The organism is Streptomyces sp. NPDC033131, from assembly GCF_055578365.1.
Window position 1 is genome coordinate 1 of sequence record NZ_JBVIPA010000046.1, and the last position, 21,173, is coordinate 21,173.

The window sequence follows — 21,173 nt, forward strand, 5'->3', positions numbered from 1 at the left end:
ACCGGCACCTGCACCACCTGCCACCGCCCCCTGCCCAGAACATCCACCACCAGCCCAGACCCAAGAGACAGAACAACCTAACGGAGTCCTACTAGGTGATCGTGTCCGGGGATCTCCGGCAAGAGGGCCGGGTACTCGTCACATTCGCGTACAGGGGACTTCGGACTGGTGCCTCTTTGAGCGGGCAGCCTGAGGAGGCATGTGACCACCCCGGCGTCCAGCGGGACCAGGCCGCAAATGCTCGATCGGCGGGCTGGGCACGGAGCGCGCTTCCAGAATGCGCTGCGGGGTGTACGCCTCGCCGGCGCGATACACCTGGCACCTGCCCCAAGCCATCCGGGTGCTCCGGACGAGAAGCGTTATCTGAGAACCGTCGCCTCACCGGCTCAGGGTCGGCGGCCCGGCGGCTCCTGGGTGAGGACCGTCTGTGGGGCGCGCCGCGGGGTGGCGGGGCCTTCCGGACCATAGCCGAGACGGATCTGCATCTGCGAGTGCCCGGAGTGCTCCGAGGCGGGGCTCAGTTCGCGGCGCACGTCGGGCCATTCCATCGGCTGGTGCAGCAGGGACGTGCGCAGGCTGTGCGCCGTGGCCACCAACAGCACGTGTTCACGTGCCTGTCCGGCGCGCAGCCAGTCGGTACGGCGGTCGTGCGTAGTCGTCAGCAGGGCGATGACGGGGGCGGTCTCGAATTCCTGGGCGGGTAGCCACTCGGGATGCCGCTGCGCGGTGAAGTCACGCATGGGGAGACGCTCACGCGCGTCCTGCGTGCCGAGTGCGCCCTGTAGGAGACCGCTGTCGGCGGAGTCGTTCGCATCGAGGTGGACCCAGCGGACGCGGGTCGCGGTAGCCAAGGCCCGTGCCATGACCGCCGGGCAGCTGATGTCGACACCCGCCATCACCGTTCACCCGGAGCAACGCGTCGCGGACGCCGCACGGGTGATGGAAAGCCACCACATCGAACGACTGCCCGTGGTTGACGAGGAGGACCGCCTGATCGGCATCGCCACCCGTCGTGACCTTCTGCGGGTCTTCCTGCGCACCGTGCGGCGTTCCAGGCGTCCCTCCAGCGTGGCCATGCCGTCGTGGACTGGCTGACGATCGTCAGCAGCATGTGGTGAACACACTGGAGTACCGATGGCACTGCCCGCACGACTCACTGCCGCCCTGGGACGACACCCCGACGACCTCACCGAGGACGATCTGCAGCGTGCGGTCGAGAACCACATCCCCGAGAGTGTCGACCTCGACTGGAAGAAGGACTTCTACAAGGGCACCGACGCGGACAAGAAGGAACTCGCCAAGGACGTGTCCGCCATCAAGAAGGAACTCGCCAAGGACGTGTCCGCCATGGCCAACACCGCCGGCGGCATGGTCGTCATCGGCGTCGACGACGGCAAGCAGGACCACGCCCACGACCTGGCCCCCTTCGACCCGGTCCAGGGCCGCGGTGAAGAGTGGATCCGCTCGGTGCTCGCAAACTGGATCCAGCCCGTCGTTCCCCACGTCGGCGTACGGGCCGTGAGGTCCGTAGCCCACGAAGGCAAGATCTACTGGCTGCTCACCGTGCCCCGAAGCACCCAGGCTCCGCACGCCGTCGCGGCCCCGGGCAACGACTACCACTTCCGGGTCCACGTCCGGCACGGCACCACGACCCGCACTCTCGCCGAATCCGAGATCGCCCAGCGCTACCGTGACCGTTTCCAGGCCGCCTCCGACGACGTCGACCGCCTGAAGCAGGTCGCCGACACAGGCTTTGGCTACTTGTCGACCTACCTGACCAGCACCGAGCACGGCGGCAGTCCCAGGGCGACCTACTCTCCCGCCTGGGTCAGCCTGGCCGAAGTCCCGGCCGCCCGGGGCACCTACCCCCTGGCCACACGGGCGGACCGAGACGCAGCCTTCGCCCGCTTCCGCACGCTCGCCTGTGAAGGAGTGACCATCAGCGCGATGCCGGAAGGCACCGCGCTGGTCGGACGCCGCCAAGCCCGCTTCGAGGGCAAAACAACCGGCCAGCTCCACCAAGACGGCAGCTTCTACGCGGCACTGCCCATCAACCTTCAGAGCGACCACTACAACGACGACGGCCCCAAGCGGCTGTATCACCATGGGCTCGAACTCGATCTCGTGGCTCTGGTTCAGGCTGCGGCAGCCTGGGCGGCGGAGACTGGAGCGGTCGGTGACCTGGTGCTGTCCGCTACGCTCCACCGCTTCGACGGCGGCGACGGGCCGGTGCGCCTGGTTGCGTCAGAAGACGCCTACCCGAGGGACGGCACGCTTGCGCCGCTCCCGGAAAGCCCGGCACAGACCACGGTGGACCTTGGCGCCATCGTCACCGACAAGCGGGAGGCCGTGGTCGCGGCCTACGCCCTCGTCGCAGATCTGTTGGCCGACATGGGAGCGCACCAGCCTTGCGTCCTGACCCCTGACGGGGACATCCAGATCGTCCGGCTCAACTCCGACTACCGCCAACAGCTCACCGGTTGGGACGCAGGGCGATAGCCGCCAGCCGGGACACAGCACCGGACCCCGGGCCTCGACAGGCCCGGGGTCCGGTGGGGGAGCGGCCGGAGGTCATCTCAGTAGTCGTCCCGTTCGGAGGGGCGGTCCGTACGGCTCGATCAGCGTGTCGGAGTAGGGGACACCTTCGGCAGCCTGGGCTGCGCCTGGCTGTCGTCCGTCGGAGCCGGAGCGGACTGGGTTGACTGCTTCGGTGCTGTGCCCGCCCAGTCGACACCGAGTTCAGCGAGGGCGGTGTCCACGAGCGGTATTTCTGATCAGTGGGGGTGGGTTGGCCTGGGCTGATCACTTTGGCGCTGCTGGTAGTGAGGGCTTCGGACCGGGCTCGGTGGTGGAGGAGTGGGAGCTTGGGCGGTGTCCTGAGCTGTCGCTTTGTCAGGAGTGGTCAGTTTCCTTGCACGCTGTTCGGGTTCATTGAGTGTTGGTATGTGCTGGTTGTGGTGTTGGCGGGGTGGTTGAGCCCTACAGAGGGGTGTCGATGTAGCGGGCGGTCCAGTTGCTGATGGGCCCTGGGCCCTGGGGCCTGGGGCCTGGGGCCTGGGGCCTGGGGCCTGGGGCCTGGGGCCTGGGCCCTGGGGCCTGGGCCAGGAGCCGGTCGATCGCTTCTGTGCAGCAGCGTCCGGGTGCGTGGCTGAGGATGATGCCGAGGGTGCGCATTCCGCTGCGGGCTCAGCGGTCGTAGGTGCCCATGCGGTCCGGTGCCGCTGCTGCGAGGACGGCGGAGGCGAGGGGATCGGGCGCCGCCCCGGGTGTCCTCGCGCGAAGGCGGGCGCGTCGCCCGGCAGACGAGCCGCTCGGATGGTGAGCCGGGCAGCAGTGGGGCAGTGGCCCCCGTTCCGTTCCGTAGGCGACGGGCCCCGAGGGGTCAGCCATGACGTCCTCGGGGGCGCTCCGTCCAACGACGCCGACGCCCCCGCCGTCACGCCGTCAGGTGTACGGGATTGGCCCTTGGCAGGTGGCTGGCCAAGCAGCGTTATCACACGGTCTGGGCCAGGCTGCTCGACGGGCAGCGCGAGCGCCTGGAGCAAGAGGCCTCCTGCCGGTTCTCCTGCCTGGCGGGGTGAAACCGCGTGCTCTGTGAATTCATCAAATGGTGTGGGCCAGCCCCCGTTCGGTCGTTTCGCCGTTCTTGTCCCGCTGATGCTCGTAGAGCGTCCGTTGCCGTCCGGGGAGCGTTGTCCGCGTCCTGGGCATGTCCGGCCGGCCGCACGCACGATCCGCACAACAGAAACGAGTCATCGTGCATTTGACTCCGCATGAGCAGGAGCGCTTGCTGATCCACGTCGCGGCTGACGTGGCCGTCAAGCGCCGCGACCGGGGGCTGCGTCTGAACTACCCCGAGACGATGGCCCTGCTGACTGTGCACGTCTTCGAGGCGGCGCGCGACGGGAAGAGGGTCAGCGACATCATGGACTCGGGCCGGCAGGTGCTCACCCGTGACGACGTGATGGACGGCGTCCCGGAGATGACCAAAAACGTCCAGGTGGAGGCGACCTTCCCGGACGGCACCAAGCTGGTCACCATCCACGACCCCATCCCGGAGGCTACGCAGGAGCCCGAGGTCTACCCGGGTAAGGTCGAGCACCCCCAGCCGCCCCGCAAGCCAGGCTCCCCGGTCGACTGCGACGACAGCGGCAACTCCTCCGCAAGCTGCGACGAGGACGACGACACAGTCTCCCGGTACGACGCGATCTGCTTCAACGTGCACCTCGACGGGGACCCGCAGGGCGTCAGCCTGCAGGCGGACGCCACCACCTTGCCGGGGCCGGGCAAGACGAAGATCAGGGTGAAGAACGAGTCCGACCGTCCCGTTCAGGTCGGCTCCCACTATCACTTCGCCGAGGTCAACCCGGGACTGAAAGTCGTCAGCGTCGAGGTCCCCGCCGGTCAGACGGTCCCCCAGAACCGCAGTCTCTGGAACTGCGACGCGGCGAGGGGCCGGCGGCTCAACATCGCCGCGGGCACGTCCGTGAGGTTCGAACCCGGCGACGAGTGCTGCGTGGAATTGGTGCAGATCCAGGGCGAGGTCACGGCCGGCGGCAGCAACACCAGCGACCTCGCCAAGATCCAGGGACTGCGCGAAGGGATCGTCCGATGAGCAATCCGCAGGGACGAGGCTCTGGCCAGGCGCCGGAGCGTGGGAAGGGCCGGCCGAAGCCGAGCAATGAGCTGACGCGGGCGGATTACACCGCGCTGTACGGGCCGACCACGCGGGACCGGGTCCGGCTCGCCGACACCGACCTCACGCTGGAGATCGAGGCCGACTGGAGCGGCGGCCCGTCATACAGCGGCAATGAGATGATCTTCGGCGGCGGCAAGGTGATCCGCGAGTCGATGGGGATGTCGCACCTTGCCAGGGACGGGCGGAACAGCAAAGGCGACGCCACGGACCACAGGCCCGTGGACACCGTCGTCACCGGCGCGCTGATCCTCGACTGGTGGGGCGTGGTCAAGGCCGACATCGGTATCCGCGACGGCAGGATCGCGGCCATCGGCAAGGCGTACAACCCCGAGACGATGGACCCGATCCCGAGCAACCGGTTCGAGATGCCGGACCGTACGACTGCCGGCAACGCTGTGCCCATTCCGGTGACGCCGGCGAGTTTCGTCGTCGGGCCGAGTACCGAGGTCATCTCCGGCAACGGGCGGATCCTCACCGCGGGCGGCGTGGACACCCATGTCCACTTCATCTGCCCCGAGGAGATCCACGAGGCCCTGGCCTCGGGCGTGACCACCCTCATCGGAGGCGGCACGGGACCGGCCGAGGGAAGCACGGCCACCACCGTGACCCCGGGCGCATGGCACATCAGGCGGCTCTTCGAGGCCCTGGATGAGTTCCCCGTCAACATCGGCCTGCTCGGCAAGGGCAGCACGGTGAACAAGCACGAGCTCAACGCGCAGGTGGACGCCGGTGTCTGCGGCTTCAAGGTCCACGAGGACTGGGGTGCCACGCCCGCGGTGATCGACCGGGCCCTGGACATCTGCGAAGAGCGCGGCGTCCAACTCGCTCTGCACGCCGACTCACTGAACGAGTCCGGGTTCTTGGAGAGCACACGGGCAGCCTTCACCGGCGACGCCAGGGACGCAGTCGGAAAGTTCACGGCGAAGAAGGCGCGCTCCGTCCACATCTTCCACGTCGAGGGCGCGGGCGGCGGTCACGCGCCCGACATGATCGAGCTGGTCAAGGACCCCAACGTCCTGCCGGCTTCGACCAACCCGACCCGCCCGTTGACGGTCAACACCGTCAAGGAGCACGTCGACATGATGATCGTGTGCCATCACCTGAACCCGGAGATCCCGGCCGACAGGGCCTTCGCCGACTCCCGGATCCGGCCGTCCACGATGGCGGCGGAGGACCTCCTCCACGACATGGGCGCCATCTCGATGATGTCCTCCGACGCCCAGGCGATGGGCCGCATCGGCGAGATGATCATGCGTACCTGGCAGACCGCGCACGTCATGAAGTGCCGCTACGGGGCACTGAAGGAGGACCTCGAAGCCGCGAAGGTCCGCACGATCACCGACGACACGGACCACGCCTTCAACGACCAGCAGCTGCAGCCCAACGACAACGTCCGCGCCCGCAGGTACGTCGCCAAGTACACGATCAACCCCGCGATCACACACGGCATCGACCGCCACACCGGCTCCGTGGAGACCGGGAAGCTCGCCGACCTGGTGCTGTGGGAGCCGAAGTTCTTCGGCGTCAAACCGCACATGCTCCTCAAGGGCGGCCAGCTCGCCTACGCGCAGGTCGGCGACGCCAACGCGTCGATCACCACGCCACAGCCCTACCTGCCCCGGGCGGTATGGGGCTCCACCGGCCGCTCCCCGGGACGCAACTCGGTGAACTTCGTGGCTCCCGGCGTGGCCGGCAAACTGAACGGTGACGGCACCAGCAGCAATCCGGGTCTAGGCCTCGACAAGGACTTCGTGGACATCACCAGCACCCGTCAGGTCACCAAGGCCGACATGAAGCTGAACGACACCGTTCCCCACAGCCTCGAGGTCGATCACAACAGCTTCGAGGTCACCATCGGCGGCGCGACCACCAGCGACGCCCGTACCGAACTCAACGGCGTCACGGTGCCGCGCTCCTACGTCACCGAAGTCCCCCTGGCACAGCGGTACTTCCTCTTCTGAACCGCCACCCGCCTGGGCCGCCGGCCCCGCCGCCACGGTCGGGGCCCGGCGACCGCCCAGACCCCCGCAATGCCATCCGACCCTGTGAAAGGCAGCCGCTCGCCCATGAGCCGCGCAGCCCTGCTCCTGTTGGCCGACGGTCGCTTCCCCGCCGGCGGGCACGCCCACTCCGGCGGCGTCGAAGCCGCCGTCGCCCACAAGGCCGTCCACGACACCGACAGCCTGGAGGCGTTCTGCCGCGGGCGCCTGCACACCGCCGGCCTGGCCACGGCAGGCCTCGCCGCCGCAGCCGCCGCCGGATACGACCCACTGCTGCTCGACGACGCCGCCGACGCACGGACCCCCGCCCCAGCCCTCCGCGCCGTCGCCCGCAGGCTCGGCCGGCAGATGATACGCGCGGCCCGCGCCACCTTCCCCTCCGACGCACTCGACCACCTGGCCGCCGCGTGTCCCCAGGGCGCCCACCAACCCATCGTCCTGGGCCTAGCCGCCCGGGCCGCCGGGCTCACCCCGCTGGACGCCGCCTACGCCGTCGCCTACGAGAGCATCGGCGGCCCGGCCACCGCGGCGGTGCGCCTGCTCAGCCTCGACCCGCTCGACGCCTCCGGCCTGCTGGCCCGACTCGGCCCCGAAACCGACCACGTCGCACAGGCCGCCGCCGACGCCGCAGCCAGTACTGTGACCGAGGGCCTCGACGCCCTGCCGTCGGCTTCCTCACCCCTGCTGGACATCACCGCAGAGCAGCACGCCGCCTGGACCGCCCGCCTCTTCGCCTCCTGACGAGCAACAACCACACCTGAGCCATTCGACGGAGTTGCCATGCACCTCGACCACCCCCTGCCTCACGAGCACACCTCCAGCGTCTCGGGGACCCGGCCCGACGGCAGCCGCCGCGCGCTGCGCGTCGGCTTGGGCGGCCCCGTCGGTTCCGGGAAGACCGCGACCGTGGCGGCGCTGTGCCGCACCCTGCGCAACCGCTGGCCCATCGCGGTGGTCACCAACGACATCTACACCCGCGAGGACGCCGAATTCCTGCGGCGCGAAGCCGTCCTGCCGCCCGAGCGGATCACCGCTGTGGAGACCGGCGCCTGCCCCCACACCGCGATCCGCGACGACATCTCCGCCAACCTGGAAGCCGTCGAGCACCTGGAAGCAACCCTCCACCCCCTGGACCTGGTGCTCATCGAGTCCGGTGGCGACAACCTGACCGCAACCTTCTCCAAGGGCCTGGCCGACGTGCAGATCTTCGTCATCGACGTGGCCAGCGGCGACGACATCCCCCGCAAGGGCGGCCCCGGCATCACCAGCGCCGACCTCCTCATCATCAACAAGACCGACCTGGCCCCGCACGTGGGCGCCGACCTGGACACCATGGCCATCGACGCGAAACGACAGCGCGGCGACCTCCCCGTCTTCTTCACCAGCCTCACCACCGACGACGGCATCCGCGACGTCGCCGACTGGGTCACCGGCCACCTCACCCAGTGGCGCACTGGGGAAGCCGCATGAGCCCCTCCACGCAACTCGCCGCACCTCAAACCACGTCCGGCCCCGGCCTTGCCCCAGCCGGAACCCAGCAGCCTGCCGGACACCCCGACGGTGTACATGCCACGGCCCGCATCCGCGCCGCGCACAACGGACGCGTCACCAGCCTCCCGCAACTGCACAGCGACGGCCCCTTCCACCTGCGGCGCCTGCGCACCCACGGCAACGCCGCCACAGTGGGGATCATCAGCGCGATGAGCGCCCCGTTGGGCGGCGACCGGCTCGCCCTCGACGTCACCGCCGAGGACCGGGCCGAGCTGGAGGTCACCACGGCCGCCGCCACACTGGCCCTGCGCGGCCCCACCACCGACGCGGCCACCTACGACGTGCGCCTCACTGCAGGGGAGCACGCCCGTCTGCGCTGGCTGCCACAGCCCCTGATCAGCGCCGCCGGCAGCAACCTGCGCCAGACCTACACCGTCGAACTCGCCGCCACCTCACGCCTGACACTGCGAGAAGAACAGCTCCTGGGCCGGGCCGACGAGGAACCCGGCCACCTCGTCACCCGCATCCTGGTCCACCGCGCCGGACGCCCACTACTCGACCAGCACACCGCCTATGGGGCCCCAGAACCCGGCTGGGACGGCCCGGCCGTCCTCAACGGACACCGCGCCGTCGGTCAACTCCTCATCGTGGACCCGCGCCTCGACGTCCGACGAGACCCCGTCCTGCTCGGTGGCGAAGGCACCCAGGACGGATGCGCCGTCATCGCGCCACTGGCAGGCGGCCCGGCACTGCTCGCCACCGCCATCGCACCCACCACCTCAAGATTGCGACACCTGCTCGACCAAGCGCACGCACACGCTCTCGCCCCCGTAGAGGCGTCCGGGTGCGCCGCGCCGGTGACCAGCTCGCCCGGAGAAGGAACCGAGCCCTTATGGACCTGGACCGGCAGGAACTGACCTGGGAGGGCTGGCCCGCACCCCGGCCCGCGGGCTAGCCTCCGGCGTTCTCGGTCCTCTTGACCGGCTCTTCGGACTGCGGGACGGTCGGTGCGCGCTGCGCAACCACGTCGCAGGGAGAGTGCCATGACGTTACGGTTCGTCGGGATCGCCCCGAACACCGGGGGCGAGGATCGCCGACAGTGTGGGTGGAGGAGGAGAGCGCGGACCTGGTCCTCCAGGGGGATGAGGCCGACGCGTTCCTCAAGTCCCAGGTCGGCTCCACTCAGTGGGTGGCAGGCCATACGACGGGGATCCCCGCGCATGAGCGGGTGATCCGGATTCCGGCCCGCACGGTGCCGATTTTGAGGGAGGCGTGCGATGCGGCGGAACGAGCTGCTGAACAGCGCGACGTTCGCTGACCTCCTCGCGGCCACCCGGCACACCGCTGTCCATCTGGAGATGCGCGACGTCTACGCCGTGGGCGACGAAGCCGACGACTTCAAGGCCTTCCTGCGCACCGGCGTCCCGAATCTGGATCCGGCCCGCTCGTTCTGGCCGCAGTGGATGCCGCTCGTTCAGGATGCGGTCGCCCGAGGCGTGGTGATCCGCCGCGCGCGGATCGTGTCCGAGCCGGTCACCGACTACATCCGCTACGAGCACGCCATCACCCCGCTCAACCTCCAGGCCGGGGAGGACGTGCGCTGGCTGCCCCGCCGCCAGGCGAGCGACATCCCGCTGCCCGGCAACGACTTCTGGCTCCTGGACGGACGCATCGTGCAGTTCCACCACTTCACCGGCACCGGCGACTGGGCGCCGGACGGCGGGAAAGAACGCACCGACGACCCGGCCGCGGCCGCGCTGTGCGCCACCGCGTTCGAGAAGGTCTGGGAACGCGGCATCCCGCACGAGAAGTTAACCGTCTAGGCCTCTGAGCTGCCCCATGACCGCCTCTCCATCGTCCAGCGCCCAAGGCGCCCGTGAGGCGCTCGCCGTGCGGTTGCAGCACCTGCGCAAGGACGCCGGCCTCACCAGGAAGGAACTCTCCGCCCGGTGCGGCTGGCACCCCGCCAAGACCACCCGCATCCAAAAGGGCGACGCCGCGCCCTCGGACACCGACATCCGCACCTGGTGCGCGGCATGCGGCGCCGACGACCAGGCCGACGACCTGATCGCCACCGCCCGCGCCGTCGACTCCATGTATCTGGAGTGGCGACGGCTGCACCGCACCGGCATGCGCAAGGTCCAGGAGGGCTGGTACGCCCTCCACGAACAGACCCGCATCTGCCGGACGTACGTCTCCAACGTGCCGCCGGGCTTCTTCCAGACGCCGGCATTCGCGACGGCCCTCATGGAGCAGATCACGACCTTCCAGGGCACGCCGAACGACGTCTCCGAAGCGGTCGCAGCCCGCGTCGCCCGCTCCCGGTTCCTCTACGAAGGCGGCCACCGCTACGTCGTCCTCATGGAGGAATCCGTCCTTCGCTACCGCACGGCCGACCCTGACGCCATGCGCGGTCAGCTGCGCCATCTCCTGGCCGTGATGCCGCTCGCGTCCGTCTCGCTGGGGATCATCCCCTTCACCACGCAGCGCTGGCCGCTGGAGGCGTTCTACCTCCACGACGACACCACGGCCGTGGTGGAGACACTGACGGCGGAGATCAAGGTGACGCAGCCGCGCGAACTGGCCGACTACGCCAAGGCATTCGTCCAACTCGCGGAAATGGCCGTGTACGGCGACGCGGCCCGCGACCTCATCCGGGCCGCGATCGACGCTCTGGAGTAAATCGCCCGCAATTACCCGCAATTCTGTTGAGGAACGCGCGGCGGTCTCCGTAGCGTCGAACGCCACGGACACACCCAGCAACAGAAGGCGGTGCCCATGAGCGCACCCACACCCGCCGGACCCGCAACGGAAGGATGCGGACTCCAGCCGCCCGCCTTCGGCCTGCCTTCCCCGGCGCTAATCGCCCGCGCCGACCGCGGCTACGCCCGCTTCCTCGCCACCACCGTCCCGGCCGCCCCGAGCGACGGCGACCAGGACGGCGCGGCGAGGCAGCGATGAGCGGAGCTCACACCGTGCTCTACGACCCCCAGGGCCTGATCGACGCCCAACTCCCGCTGGACCGCGCTCCGTACGAAGCGCTCGTCACCGCCGTCCTCGCGTGGCAAAACCCGAACCTCACACCCGGCGACTTCGCTGGACTTTGCCACGGCCGCCGTCACCTTCCACCCGCCACGAGGCCCAACATCTCAGGTACGCCAGAGGGACGGAGCTCACCCGTCCAGCCCTTTATGACCAGGCGAATCACCCGCCGAAGTTCCCGCAGAAGCGGACAGCCGACCTCCCGGGAAGCGCAACGGGACTGATCGTCTTGGCGTTGGGGTCAGCAACCCCGCCAGGAAACCCGCGCGTTGTCGGGCCGGACCGCCATCAAACGGCTACCCGGAGACAGGATCGGGACGGCAGGAAGAGCATGTAGCCGAGCCCCGAGGATGGGCCGCGAGCATGGCAGGTCAGGTGGTCGAGGTGTGGAGGTGGGTACCGGCCCAGGAGGAGAGCAGGCGCAGGCCGTCGTGGCTTCGCGAGCCGGGTTCGGCGGTCCACACGATGAGGCGCTGGTCGGGGCCGGTGCCGGCGGTGAGGGTGTCCCAGTCGAGGGTGAGGTCGCCGGCGACATCTTGCCTTTGAGTGTGATTGCCTGCGTTGCGCTGGATGCCGGATTCAGATGGCGTCCCGCTTCTCGGAGACGGTGCTGCTCGGTCTTGCTGCGCTTGCGCTCTGAGGGCTGGATCGAGCGGTAGCACATCTCTGAGGTCCCTACGGCGTGACCTGGCCCGGGTCAGCCGCCGCCGCGATCTTGACCGTCACGGTCAGCGAGAGAAAGCGCTCACTCTTTACCTAATCTTGCAAGTATCAGCCCTTCGGCTGCCACCGCCGCATGTCTGACGCCCTCTGAAATGGGATTTCAATGCGTCTTGAGCGACTTCTTTCATGGGTGCCGCAGACCCGGTTTGGGATTTAGGGGTCTGGTCCGCCTCCGTGGAGAGCCGGGGTGACGGAAGGTGGCCTGGACGCTCTCGGCTGCCTGTCATAGCCTTGGGAAGTCGTCAAGGTGACTTGTGCGAACTGCATTTTCCTGTCTGTCCAGAGAGGTACCGCAGCTCCCTCATGTTCAGTGGCGGCGAAGGAGGCAACCTCTCGACCGACTGTAGGGCGCAAAGAAGAACGGGTGACGATCCGTCTCTTTTGCACCGGTGATTCGCTGTGATGCCGAGCTCACGAATCCCGGGCCAGTTTTCCTGCTGAATCCAGCGGTTGGCTTGCTGCGAGCAATGGTCTGATCCTCGGCCCGGAAATTTCCTGTACTGGTCCGTACTATTTGGATGCCGTAGATGTACGGCAGTGGAGTCTTGCGGTGGCATCGGGCAATGAAGTGTTGGCAGTCTTGTCCCGGATTGAGTTGCAAGATCCCAGTGGATGTGGCGAGATGCAGCAAACGGGAGTGGCGGTATGGTGGGATTCGAACCGTCAGGTCTGGAAAAGTCGTCAGGTATGGAAAAAGGGCAACGTGCGCACAATCAGCGACCCACGTTACTGACTGAGCTGCACCTTCCCGTCGTAGAGGTGTCAATCAGCGAATTACACCTTGACGAGTCTCCGTCGCCACGTCTGCGCGGTGTCGACGCGGCTCATGTGCATGCTCTGCGGGAGACCGACGCGCGACTCCCGCCGATCGTGGTGCACCGCGACACCATGCAGGTCATCGATGGGGTGCACAGGGTGCAGGCCGCCATCGCCAAGGGGGCTCCGTCCATTGACGCTCGGCTGTACGCCGGCAGCCGTGATGAATCATATGTGCTGTCCGTCAGATTGAATATCGAGCATGGCCTGCCGTTGTCTCTGGCCGAGAGGCGCAATGCTGCCCTTCGCATCCTGAAGGTCTACTCGGAATGGTCGGACAGTGCCGTCGCTGAGGTGACCGGGCTTTCGGCGAAGACAGTCGCGAAACTCCGTCCGAGTGATTCCGCTGCTGGTCTGGAATCTAAAAGAAGGGTCGGCAAGGACGGGCGGGTGCGCCCCTTGGACCGCGCTGGTGGACGGATACTGGCCAGCCAGGTGATAGCGACCCGTCCCGAGGCATCCCTCCGTGAAATCGCGCAAGCCGCAGGAGTCTCACCGAACACGGCCCGGGATGTGCGCAATCGACTGAGAAATGGTGAAGATCCTGTGCTGGCGAAGAGGGAGGTCAAACTCAACCTGCAGAAGCGTGAGGTGGCAGCGAAGAATGACCATGGCATTTCGACTGAACGGGTCATTTCCAAGACGGTGGTTAATGGTGCATGCCTGTCATGGGAGCGACTCAGACGCGACCCTTCTTTGAGGTCAACGGAGGCGGGACGGTTCCTCCTCCGGAGTCTCAGCATGCAGGCGCTTGACGCGGAAACCTGGAGCAAGGTTGTTCAGGCAATACCCCGGCACTGTGCTCAGGGTGTGGCCGATCTGGCGCGCCAGTGTGCGGCGGCATGGGAGGAACTGGCACAAAAACTTGAGGCACCGGCCAGTGACCAGTGAGAGTTGTTTCAAAAGGGTGAGGACGGCCTTGGTGAGCGGCGAGGCGAGTTCGGTTCTGCGAGCAGGCCGTCGTGCGGCGGCTGCCAACCCCCGTCTTGACCGGAGAGCAGGGCAGCCGTTGACGAGGCGCAGTGCGGTCCAGGAGGGATTCATGACAGCGGTGTGCATCCGAGGATTTTCCCGGGTTGCACACCGTTTCCTGTCCGACGGTTGCCGATATCTCCCGAGGCGCAGGTGTGGTGACGGCCGACCTCGGCTGACGTGGTGCCCGTCTTGATGAACCTGGCGCCATCGATGTCCCACGCGCTGGAGCTGATGGAGTGCGCCGGTGCCTGCCCGTTCCCGTCCGCACTCCGCCGCGCGGCCATCGGCTCCACCGACTTGCGCCGCCCTCCAGCAGCAGCGCCGTACGCACACCGCTCCCCAACGGGGTGATCTGCCCGCGCGAACGGCCCGAACATGTCCGCCGCGGAATCCTCCGGGTCGCACCCGGATCGCGAGTGCACCTGACCAAGCCCCCGCTGGAAACCTGTTCGGTAGCCCTGTGCGCGGTGGGCCAAGCCCCTGCCCAGCAGACCCCCAGGGCTGCGTCGGAAGTAGCGCCTGCTGGGCGACGCCTGGCACGCGCCCCCACTGCCTCAGGGGCGTGGGAGGTGCCCCCACTCGCCGCGCCGGGCGAAAGCCACCCGCCCTGCGGGCGGACGGCGCCACCTCCGACCCAGGCCCTGACTTGATCCCGTCCGGCGTCGAACGGTGCGTCGAACTTGATCACCTGGTTCGGTAACTGCCGTACGCGGAAGCGGGCTTCGTCTGAACATGTGCTCCGACCAAGGAACACCGACGTCCAAAGGCCGTGAGGATGATTCTGCTGCATCGCGATGCCCGGCAGGAGGCGTTGGCGGAACCCTCACGCTTCCCTACGTTGTTCTGCGGGACGCGGTGAACCCTTCGTATGGTTGACCCTCCCAGGAGCGTCGGGTGTGGCTTTCACGCTTCTGCCGCTTGTGGCTTGCCCGGATTGGCCGCCCGACGCTCCACGACGACTCGGCTGCCAATTAGGAATTGCGAATGATCGCTGCGTAGGGAATCGACAGCGAGGTCGTCCGTCGGAAGGCACCAGCAACACACCGTACGGAGGCACCATATGGCCGCGATCTGGGCCGGCATCGACGCAGGCAAGACCCACCACCACTGCGTCGCGAACGACGAGGGCGGCCGCCGGCTGCTGTCGCGACGCGTCGCAAACGACGAACCCGAACTGCTCGAACTCCTCGGTGATGTTCTGGCCCTGGGCAACGAGGTGACTTGGGGTATCGACCTGGCCGACGGCGGAGCCGCCCTCGCCATCGCGATCCTGATCAACCACGGCCAGCCGGTGCGCTATATCTCCGGCCGGGCCATTCATCGCGCCTCTGAGGGCTACCGCGGCGAGGGAAAAACAGATGCCAAGGACGCCGCCGTCATCGCCGACCAGGCCCGGACCGCCGCGATCTGTACCCCTTACGCGCCAGCGACGAGATCGTCACCGACCTCAAGATCCTCACCAACCGCCGCACGGACCTGGTCGCTGACCGCACCCGCACTGTCAACCGGCTCCGGGCCCAGCTCACCAGCATTTTCCCCAGCCTGGAAAGGGCCCTGGACTTCGCCAACACAGGCCCGCTGACCTGGCTGACGGGGTACCAGGCTCCGGCAGCCATCCGCCGGATCGGCGCCAAACGGCTGGAGACGTGGCTACGCAACCGCAAGGTCACCATCGCGGTGTCGCCTGTCCCCGCGCTGTCTGGAGAAGCTGGCCGGGTATCTGGAGCAGGGGCGGCCGCGCATGGCTGGGTGGAGGACCAGGTGTGGACCGCGGCGAGGGTGGCCACGCTGATCGGCAGGAAGTTCCACGTCTCCTACAGCGTCTCCGGGGCGACGAGGCTGATGCACCGGCTCGGCTTCAGCCCGCAAATCCCCGCGCGGCGGGTCGCCGAGCGTGACGAGCAGGCCGTCACCGCGTGGAACGAGGCGACCTGGACCGAGGTAAAGGAGCACGGGCGGCTTGCGGAGGCTACGTCTGTTTCGAGGACGAGGCAGGCTTCACCCGACGGCCGCCCAGAGGACGTACCTGGGGCCGGCGCGGTGTGACTCCGCAAGTGGCGGTCAGCGGGCGACGCTCGGGGCGGCTGTCGGTAGCGGGGCTGATCGCGATGCGGCCCGGCTCCCGTACCCGGCTGTGCCACCGCCTGCGCGTCCACCGCGCGGGCAAAGGCAAGCGCCGCAGTATGGGCGAGCGCGACTTCATCGCGCTGATCGACGGCGTCCACCAGCTCGTCAAAGCGCCGATCGTGTTGGTGTGGGACCGTTTGAACACCCACGTCTCCCACGCTATGCGTGAGTTGATCGCCGAGCGTGCATGGCTGACGGTGTTCCTGCTGCCCGCCTACTCGCCCGACCTCAACCCCGTCGAGGGGGTATGGGCGCACGTCAAGCGCAGCCTGGCCAACCTCGCCGTGGTCGCCTTCGACCGGCTTGAAACCCTCGTCCGCAACCGACTCAAGCGTCTTCAGTACCGGCCCGACACCCTCGATGGCTTCATAGCGGGCACCGGCCTGGCACTCGACGAACCAGCGTCACCCTGACGAGCCGAAGTCAATAATGAACGGGATCCGCCTGCTCGGCCTCCGTCGCCCGCCCAGGCATGAACAAGGCGAGCACGGCGGCGCCGACAACGAGCGCGGCCGCCAGGTCCATGGCTGCGACGGTGCCCCACACCGATCCGAGGACCGAACCGAACAGCGCGCCCACCAGGGTCGCGGCGGCCTGCAGAGCGAGGTAGGCGGCGGAGACCCGGCCCAGCATGCCGTCGTCGGTGTTGCGCTGAATGAAGGTTTCGATGGCCACCAGCGCGGTCACCCCCGGCAGGCCGATCAGGGTGAACATCACCACGCTCCATTGCAGATGCCGCACATGGAAGGTCACCAGAAAGGCCAGGCCCAGCACGGCGAAGGAACTCACGAGCTGCCAACGCGGCGGCAGGGCCGTGACGGCGAAACGGCTGATCGGAGCGCCGATCAAGAACCCGACCCCCAGCGCACCGAGGAGGAGGCCCAGCATCCGCGCATCGGCGTGCAACACACCGCTTATGTAGGGAACCAGTAGGGCCGTCAAGGCGGCGTTGCCCACCAGGAACAATCCGCTCGAGCTGAAAAGCACGGAGAAACCGGGCGCATGACGGATATGAGCGCAGCCCTGCGCGACGTCGTGGACGATCCGACGGACGGCTCCGCCACCGCGAGGAGGGAGGTCCCGTGGACCCGAACGGAAACGGATCCTGGCTACCAGGCAGGCTGAGAGCAGGTAAGTGACGACGTCCGCAAGGACAGTGAAGTGGAAGCCCGCCACGGCATACAGCGCCCCACCCAGCGGCGCGCCGATCAGCTGAACCACGCCACGTACCAGCGCGCTGAGCGCGTTGGCCGAGACCAGGCCCGACTCCCGGCCGATCAGTGAGGGGACGAGGGCGTGCCGCGCCGGCAGGAAGAACTGGCTGAAGCAGCTTTCGATCGCCAACGCGACGTAGAGCAGCCACATCTGGTCCTGCGTGTGCACGAGTAGCATGAGAGAGACAGCCGCGGCGCGCAGCAGGTCAGTCGCCATCATGGTCTTACGCAGATCCCAACGGTCGACGAACGCACCGGCGATGAGTCCGATGAGAAGTGCGGGTACTGTCTCCGCAGCCATCGAAAGCCCGGTTGCCAGAGTGGATCCCGTCAACTGCCAGACATAGAAGGGCGCTGCCACGACCAGGAGGTAGTCGCCGAGGCTGGACAGCAACTGGCCGGCAAGGGACAGCTTGAAGTCGTGATTCCGCAGAGCTTCCCGCACGGCGCCCGCCTGCTTTCACCGTTGGATCCGGTGCACATGGAGTGGAGGGCCGCCATCGAACCACCCGGCTCCGCCCGCGATCAAGCCTCCACCGGCCTTCTGTGATCTCGCGTGTTTGCACACTCGGTCTTCGGCGCCGGGGAATGGTTGACAGAAATCGAGGCGACTGCGCTACTTGGAGATCAGCCGGAAGAGCGAATTCTGGAGGTCGAATTTGCTGTGTCAGCCTCACCGTTCGTCGAACTTAATTGGGCACAAAGGGCATGGCTGGGTGGCCCTCACGACGGACTGACCGACCTTGTCTGGCGGCACCGGTGTCAGATGCGGGTTGCCTTGCGTAAAAGGGTGGACGTCGCTTCGGTCAGGGCATCGTTCGAACGGACCGTGAAACGCTTCCCGATGCTGCGGGCGAAGGCCGTGCACAATGCCGACGGCGAGGTCGTGCAGAAGATATTGCCCGCGGCAACGGCGAGTGAACTGATCGTCGCGGAGATCACTGGAAACGGCACCGGGGAGGATACACCCGAGGCCGTACTGGACCTGATCAAGGGCGGCGGGCCCAGCATCGGAATCATCCTGATCCAGGAAGCGACGCGGTCGACACTCGTCATCGAAGCCGCCCACTTCTTCCTCGACAGCGGATCCCTGGCGACAACGGTTTCGCACGCTCTCACGTTCCTTGAAGGTGGGCGGGCGGGGTGGGGCGAGGCCGAGGACGGAACCCACCAGGCGATACTGCGGTACGAGAGGAGTGCCGCCGCGGGCAGCGCGTCGGATCGCAACATCTCCAGGCTGTGCGAGATCGGGGAGAAGGCGGTCGATCTCGGTGCCGCGGAGCAGTTCCGCCTCCACCCCGAATCGTCGATCGGCGGGGGCGCCAGCAGGAGCCTTGAAAGGTCCTGCGTGACCCTGGCGGAGTCCACCGGCATGCCGATGTCGGCCATACTGCTGTCGCTCTTTGTGATCGCCCGCGGTGCGGTGCTCCACGAACGACGCACATGGTTGTCGGTGTGCTCGGCCAACAGGATGACGCCTGAGGAACGACAGTACGTAGGTCTGCAGTCGCGGCATGGCGCGCTGCTGGCCGAGCTCGGTTCCTGCAGCGAGACGTTCGCCGAACTCGTTCGGCGAACCGGTGGCGCATTGGCCGATGCGGTGCAGAATTGCAGACACGATCCTGTCGCGCTGTTGCGGGCCTATCACAAACGTGGGATTCCCGATGACCCGCCGTTCTTCTTCAATTTCGTCCATGGGCAGATGCCGACTTCCAGCCTGGTGCTCGACGAGCTGGCGGAAGTCGAGGAGATCGAGTTCCCGTGGATCACGGCGCCAAGCGGCCGCTTCGCCTTGGAACTCAACTGCTTCTCTCTCTCCGGACTCACCGGTGTGAGCGTCGAACACGACCCGAAGATATTTCCGAGGGACCAGATGGCCGAGCTGATGGCCGCGATCCGAAACCTGGCCGACCAGGCCACCGTCCGTGGACCCGCAGTCCCCGTGCGGTTGCTCCTGAAACTGGCGGAAGCGTGAAAGGGGCAGGCTGTGCGGCTAATTGAGACGCTAGTCAAGAACGACCTCTGCGCCATGCTGCTTTCCTGCGCACACGGGCAGGTGCGGACGGTCGGCGAGTCTGACAACCTGCTGGAGCTGGGGCTCGATTCCTATGCAATGGTCGCCTTCACCGAGGCCATGAACAGCACATATGGAATCAGCCTTCGCGTGAGCGAGATCTACGACCGGCCCAGCATCGGAGATCTGTCCCGCTACCTGACGGAAGATCACGGTGTTGTGGTGGCGGAGCACTACCGGGCGGCTTCAGCAGGACAGCAGGAGACCTGAACCGCCCGATGCCGGTGGCACGACCGAAAGTGCGCTCACCTGACTCCCGTCGACGATCACGGAGTGTCTGATGGAGGTACGTTACCGAGACCTGCCCGGCGGTGCGGACTCGCTGACCTGGGCCCAGCTTGACGGATGGGATGCGTACCAGGACGGGAACGAGACGCACTCCGCGGCGGTCTCTCTCCCCGGTGACGTCCGCGAGGACGATCTGGCGCGGCTGGTGCACCGCCTCGTCGAGTCTCACGAGGCTCTGCGGACACGCTTCGCGGCCGGCCCGGGCGGCGACCCCGTGCAGACCGTGGACGCTGACGGCGAACTCCACGTCCGTATACGCGACTGCGGCGAGCAGGAGCAGGCAATGTGCGTGGAATCCCTGCTGACCGAGCTGTCCGCGGAGCCCTTCGACCACGAAAAGCAGCTCCCGGTCCGTCTGGCGGCAGTGCGTGTGACCGGTCGCGTGGCCACGCTGGTCGTCGTGGTGTCACGACTGGCGGTCGACTGCTGGGGTTGGGAGATCCTCAAGCAGGACATTCCCGCACTGTTGAGTGATGCTCCGGATGGCGCGGAGCGGCCGCCGAGCCGCCAGTCGCTTGAACAGGCGGCCTGGGAGAAGTCGTCGGAAGGCGGGAGGCAGGAGCAGGAGTCGCTCGACTTCTGGCGCTCGCGATTGTGGCGCCTCCCGGGCGGAACGCTGCGCCCGGTGTCCGACCCGGCGAGCGACGGACCGCACTGGACGTACTGCCGGCTGGACTCCACCGCGCTCGCGTACGCATGTGCCCACCTGGCATCCCAGTACCGCGTCAGCACCGGCAACATCCTGATGGCCGCCACCGGGGCGCTCCTCGGGATTCTCGGCTCCCACGAGACATGCGGTCTCGGCCTGGTCGTCAACAACCGTCTGATGGACATGCGGGCCGTCCGGTCGTCCTATCCCTACACACAGTCCGGAGTGTGTGTGCTGGCACTGGGGGACGTGTCCTTCGCCGAGCTGGCGCGGCAGTGTCGTGACGAAGCTCTGGAGAGCTTCGCGAAGGCCCGCTACCACCCGTTGACGCTACGGAGGATCGAAGAAGAGATCGCTCTCCTCCGTGGAGTCCACGCTTCGGTCCGCTGCTTCTTCAACGACACCAGGAAACCGGCGAGTTTTCTTCTCGACCAGGGGCTGGCGATCTCCTCACGTGAGATGGCGAGGCTGCGTTCACGGACCATGGTCTCCCGGGAGGTCCAGGCTGGCGGTATGGGTGAAGCCGACCTCTACCTGCACGTGCTGGACCGCACCGACACGGCCTCCCTGGCGCTCCAGGCGGACAGCCGGTTCTTCTCCCCGCACGACGCGGAGACTTTCCTGCGCAGCGTGGAGACCCTGGTCACCGAGGCCATGTACCGAGAGGTGCCCTTGGCCGCGATTCCGGAACTGACTGGTCTGGAGAGCCGGGTCGACCCCACCAAGCTGTGCTACGCGGACCACGGCTGGGTTGATCCGGGAGCGGTCGAGCGACTGGTGAGCGCGCAGCCGGCCGTCCGCGACGCAGCGGTCTTCGTCGTGGACGGACCTGACGGCTCGCCCTCGCTGCTCGCCTTCGCCGCGGTTCACGACGGAGCACGGCTCTCGCCGGAGGACCTCCATCGGGGCGTCGTGAGGGCCATGCGCGGCGTCCCCTCCGTCATCGCCCCGGGGTACTACGTGTGCTGTTCCGAGCCACCGCGGAACGGCCACGCCAACCTGTCCGGCTGGCGGGCCCAGCCGCTCCTGGCCGAAGGCTCGGGACGCCCGCAGGAACGAGGTGACGTGCGGTGAC

17 protein-coding genes and 5 pseudogenes are annotated in these 21,173 nt (G+C 67.5%); 19 read left to right on the top strand and 3 right to left on the bottom strand.

Annotated features, from left to right (window positions below; translation table 11 throughout):
- Positions 1-386 precede the first annotated feature (386 nt).
- Positions 387-851: a hypothetical protein gene (locus ACZ5XS_RS38310; protein ID WP_468659433.1), complete on the bottom strand. Its 465-nt coding sequence runs from the start codon at positions 849-851 to the stop codon at positions 387-389.
- Between ACZ5XS_RS38310 and ACZ5XS_RS38315 the strand changes: the two are divergent.
- From ACZ5XS_RS38315 to ACZ5XS_RS38375, 13 genes and pseudogenes are all read left to right on the top strand, one after another.
- Positions 850-1,041: pseudogene (locus tag ACZ5XS_RS38315) on the top strand (CBS domain-containing protein); the annotation flags it as partial. The gene ACZ5XS_RS38310 and the pseudogene ACZ5XS_RS38315 overlap by 2 nt on opposite strands.
- A gap of 93 nt (positions 1,042-1,134) precedes the next feature.
- The gene (locus ACZ5XS_RS38320; protein ID WP_468659352.1) at positions 1,135-2,499 is read left to right on the top strand and encodes an AlbA family DNA-binding domain-containing protein; all 1,365 of its coding nucleotides are present in this window, start codon (positions 1,135-1,137) and stop codon (positions 2,497-2,499) included.
- A gap of 959 nt (positions 2,500-3,458) precedes the next feature.
- Positions 3,459-3,581, top strand: coding sequence for a hypothetical protein (locus tag ACZ5XS_RS38325; protein WP_468659354.1), 123 nt, complete (start codon positions 3,459-3,461; stop codon positions 3,579-3,581).
- Between the two features lie 176 nt (positions 3,582-3,757).
- Positions 3,758-4,054, top strand: a pseudogene (locus ACZ5XS_RS38330) (urease subunit gamma); the annotation flags it as partial.
- Positions 4,052-4,615, top strand: a complete 564-nt coding sequence (locus ACZ5XS_RS38335) for an urease subunit beta (protein WP_468659429.1) — start codon at positions 4,052-4,054, stop codon at positions 4,613-4,615. The pseudogene ACZ5XS_RS38330 and the gene ACZ5XS_RS38335, both read left to right, overlap by 3 nt.
- Positions 4,612-6,660 (top strand): urease subunit alpha, encoded by a 2,049-nt coding sequence (locus ACZ5XS_RS38340; protein ID WP_468659356.1) that lies wholly within the window; start codon positions 4,612-4,614, stop codon positions 6,658-6,660. Before ACZ5XS_RS38335 ends, ACZ5XS_RS38340 begins: the two co-directional genes overlap by 4 nt.
- A gap of 105 nt (positions 6,661-6,765) precedes the next feature.
- Positions 6,766-7,440 carry an urease accessory protein UreF gene (locus ACZ5XS_RS38345; RefSeq protein ID WP_468659358.1) on the top strand — a complete coding sequence of 225 codons (675 nt, stop codon included), beginning with the start codon at positions 6,766-6,768 and terminating at the stop codon, positions 7,438-7,440.
- A gap of 39 nt (positions 7,441-7,479) precedes the next feature.
- Positions 7,480-8,169 (top strand): urease accessory protein UreG, encoded by a 690-nt coding sequence (ureG, locus tag ACZ5XS_RS38350; protein WP_468659360.1) that lies wholly within the window; start codon positions 7,480-7,482, stop codon positions 8,167-8,169.
- Positions 8,166-9,107 carry an urease accessory protein UreD gene (locus ACZ5XS_RS38355; RefSeq protein ID WP_468659362.1) on the top strand — a complete coding sequence of 314 codons (942 nt, stop codon included), beginning with the start codon at positions 8,166-8,168 and terminating at the stop codon, positions 9,105-9,107. Before ureG ends, ACZ5XS_RS38355 begins: the two co-directional genes overlap by 4 nt.
- 126 nt (positions 9,108-9,233) lie before the next feature.
- Positions 9,234-9,508, top strand: a pseudogene (locus tag ACZ5XS_RS38360) (hypothetical protein).
- Entirely contained in the window at positions 9,468-10,013 is a 546-nt protein-coding gene (locus ACZ5XS_RS38365; protein WP_468659364.1) for a DUF6879 family protein, read from the top strand. Before ACZ5XS_RS38360 ends, ACZ5XS_RS38365 begins: the two are co-directional and overlap by 41 nt.
- A 16-nt stretch (positions 10,014-10,029) precedes the next feature.
- Positions 10,030-10,872: a helix-turn-helix domain-containing protein gene (locus tag ACZ5XS_RS38370; RefSeq protein WP_468659365.1), complete on the top strand. Its 843-nt coding sequence runs from the start codon at positions 10,030-10,032 to the stop codon at positions 10,870-10,872.
- Positions 10,873-10,968: 96 nt separating this feature from the next.
- Entirely contained in the window at positions 10,969-11,151 is a 183-nt protein-coding gene (locus ACZ5XS_RS38375; RefSeq protein ID WP_468659367.1) for a hypothetical protein, read from the top strand.
- 452 nt (positions 11,152-11,603) lie between these two features.
- Here ACZ5XS_RS38375 and ACZ5XS_RS38380 read toward each other — a convergent pair whose 3' ends face one another.
- Positions 11,604-11,894 (bottom strand): MmyB family transcriptional regulator, encoded by a 291-nt coding sequence (locus ACZ5XS_RS38380; protein ID WP_468659369.1) that lies wholly within the window; start codon positions 11,892-11,894, stop codon positions 11,604-11,606.
- Between the two features lie 706 nt (positions 11,895-12,600).
- Between ACZ5XS_RS38380 and ACZ5XS_RS38385 the strand changes: the two genes are divergently transcribed.
- The 3 genes and pseudogenes from ACZ5XS_RS38385 to ACZ5XS_RS38395 all read left to right on the top strand — a co-directional run.
- Positions 12,601-13,662, top strand: coding sequence for a ParB/RepB/Spo0J family partition protein (locus ACZ5XS_RS38385; RefSeq protein WP_468659371.1), 1,062 nt, complete (start codon positions 12,601-12,603; stop codon positions 13,660-13,662).
- 1,144 nt (positions 13,663-14,806) lie between these two features.
- A pseudogene (locus ACZ5XS_RS38390) lies at positions 14,807-15,414 on the top strand (IS110 family transposase); the annotation flags it as partial.
- Position 15,415: 1 nt separating this feature from the next.
- Positions 15,416-16,286, top strand: a pseudogene (locus ACZ5XS_RS38395) (IS630 family transposase); the annotation flags it as partial.
- A gap of 10 nt (positions 16,287-16,296) precedes the next feature.
- Here ACZ5XS_RS38395 and ACZ5XS_RS38400 read toward each other — a convergent pair.
- Positions 16,297-17,532 carry an MFS transporter gene (locus tag ACZ5XS_RS38400; RefSeq protein WP_468659373.1) on the bottom strand — a complete coding sequence of 412 codons (1,236 nt, stop codon included), beginning with the start codon at positions 17,530-17,532 and terminating at the stop codon, positions 16,297-16,299.
- Positions 17,533-17,679: 147 nt separating this feature from the next.
- On the opposite strand from ACZ5XS_RS38400, the gene ACZ5XS_RS38405 reads away from it, so the two are divergent.
- The 3 genes from ACZ5XS_RS38405 (at position 17,680) to ACZ5XS_RS38415 (ending at position 21,172) form a co-directional block, all read left to right on the top strand.
- Entirely contained in the window at positions 17,680-19,062 is a 1,383-nt protein-coding gene (locus tag ACZ5XS_RS38405; protein ID WP_468659375.1) for a condensation domain-containing protein, read from the top strand.
- Positions 19,063-19,074: 12 nt separating this feature from the next.
- Positions 19,075-19,371 (top strand): acyl carrier protein, encoded by a 297-nt coding sequence (locus ACZ5XS_RS38410; RefSeq protein ID WP_468659377.1) that lies wholly within the window; start codon positions 19,075-19,077, stop codon positions 19,369-19,371.
- Positions 19,372-19,441: 70 nt separating this feature from the next.
- Positions 19,442-21,172, top strand: coding sequence for a condensation domain-containing protein (locus tag ACZ5XS_RS38415; protein ID WP_468659379.1), 1,731 nt, complete (start codon positions 19,442-19,444; stop codon positions 21,170-21,172).
- Position 21,173: the final 1 nt, after the last annotated feature.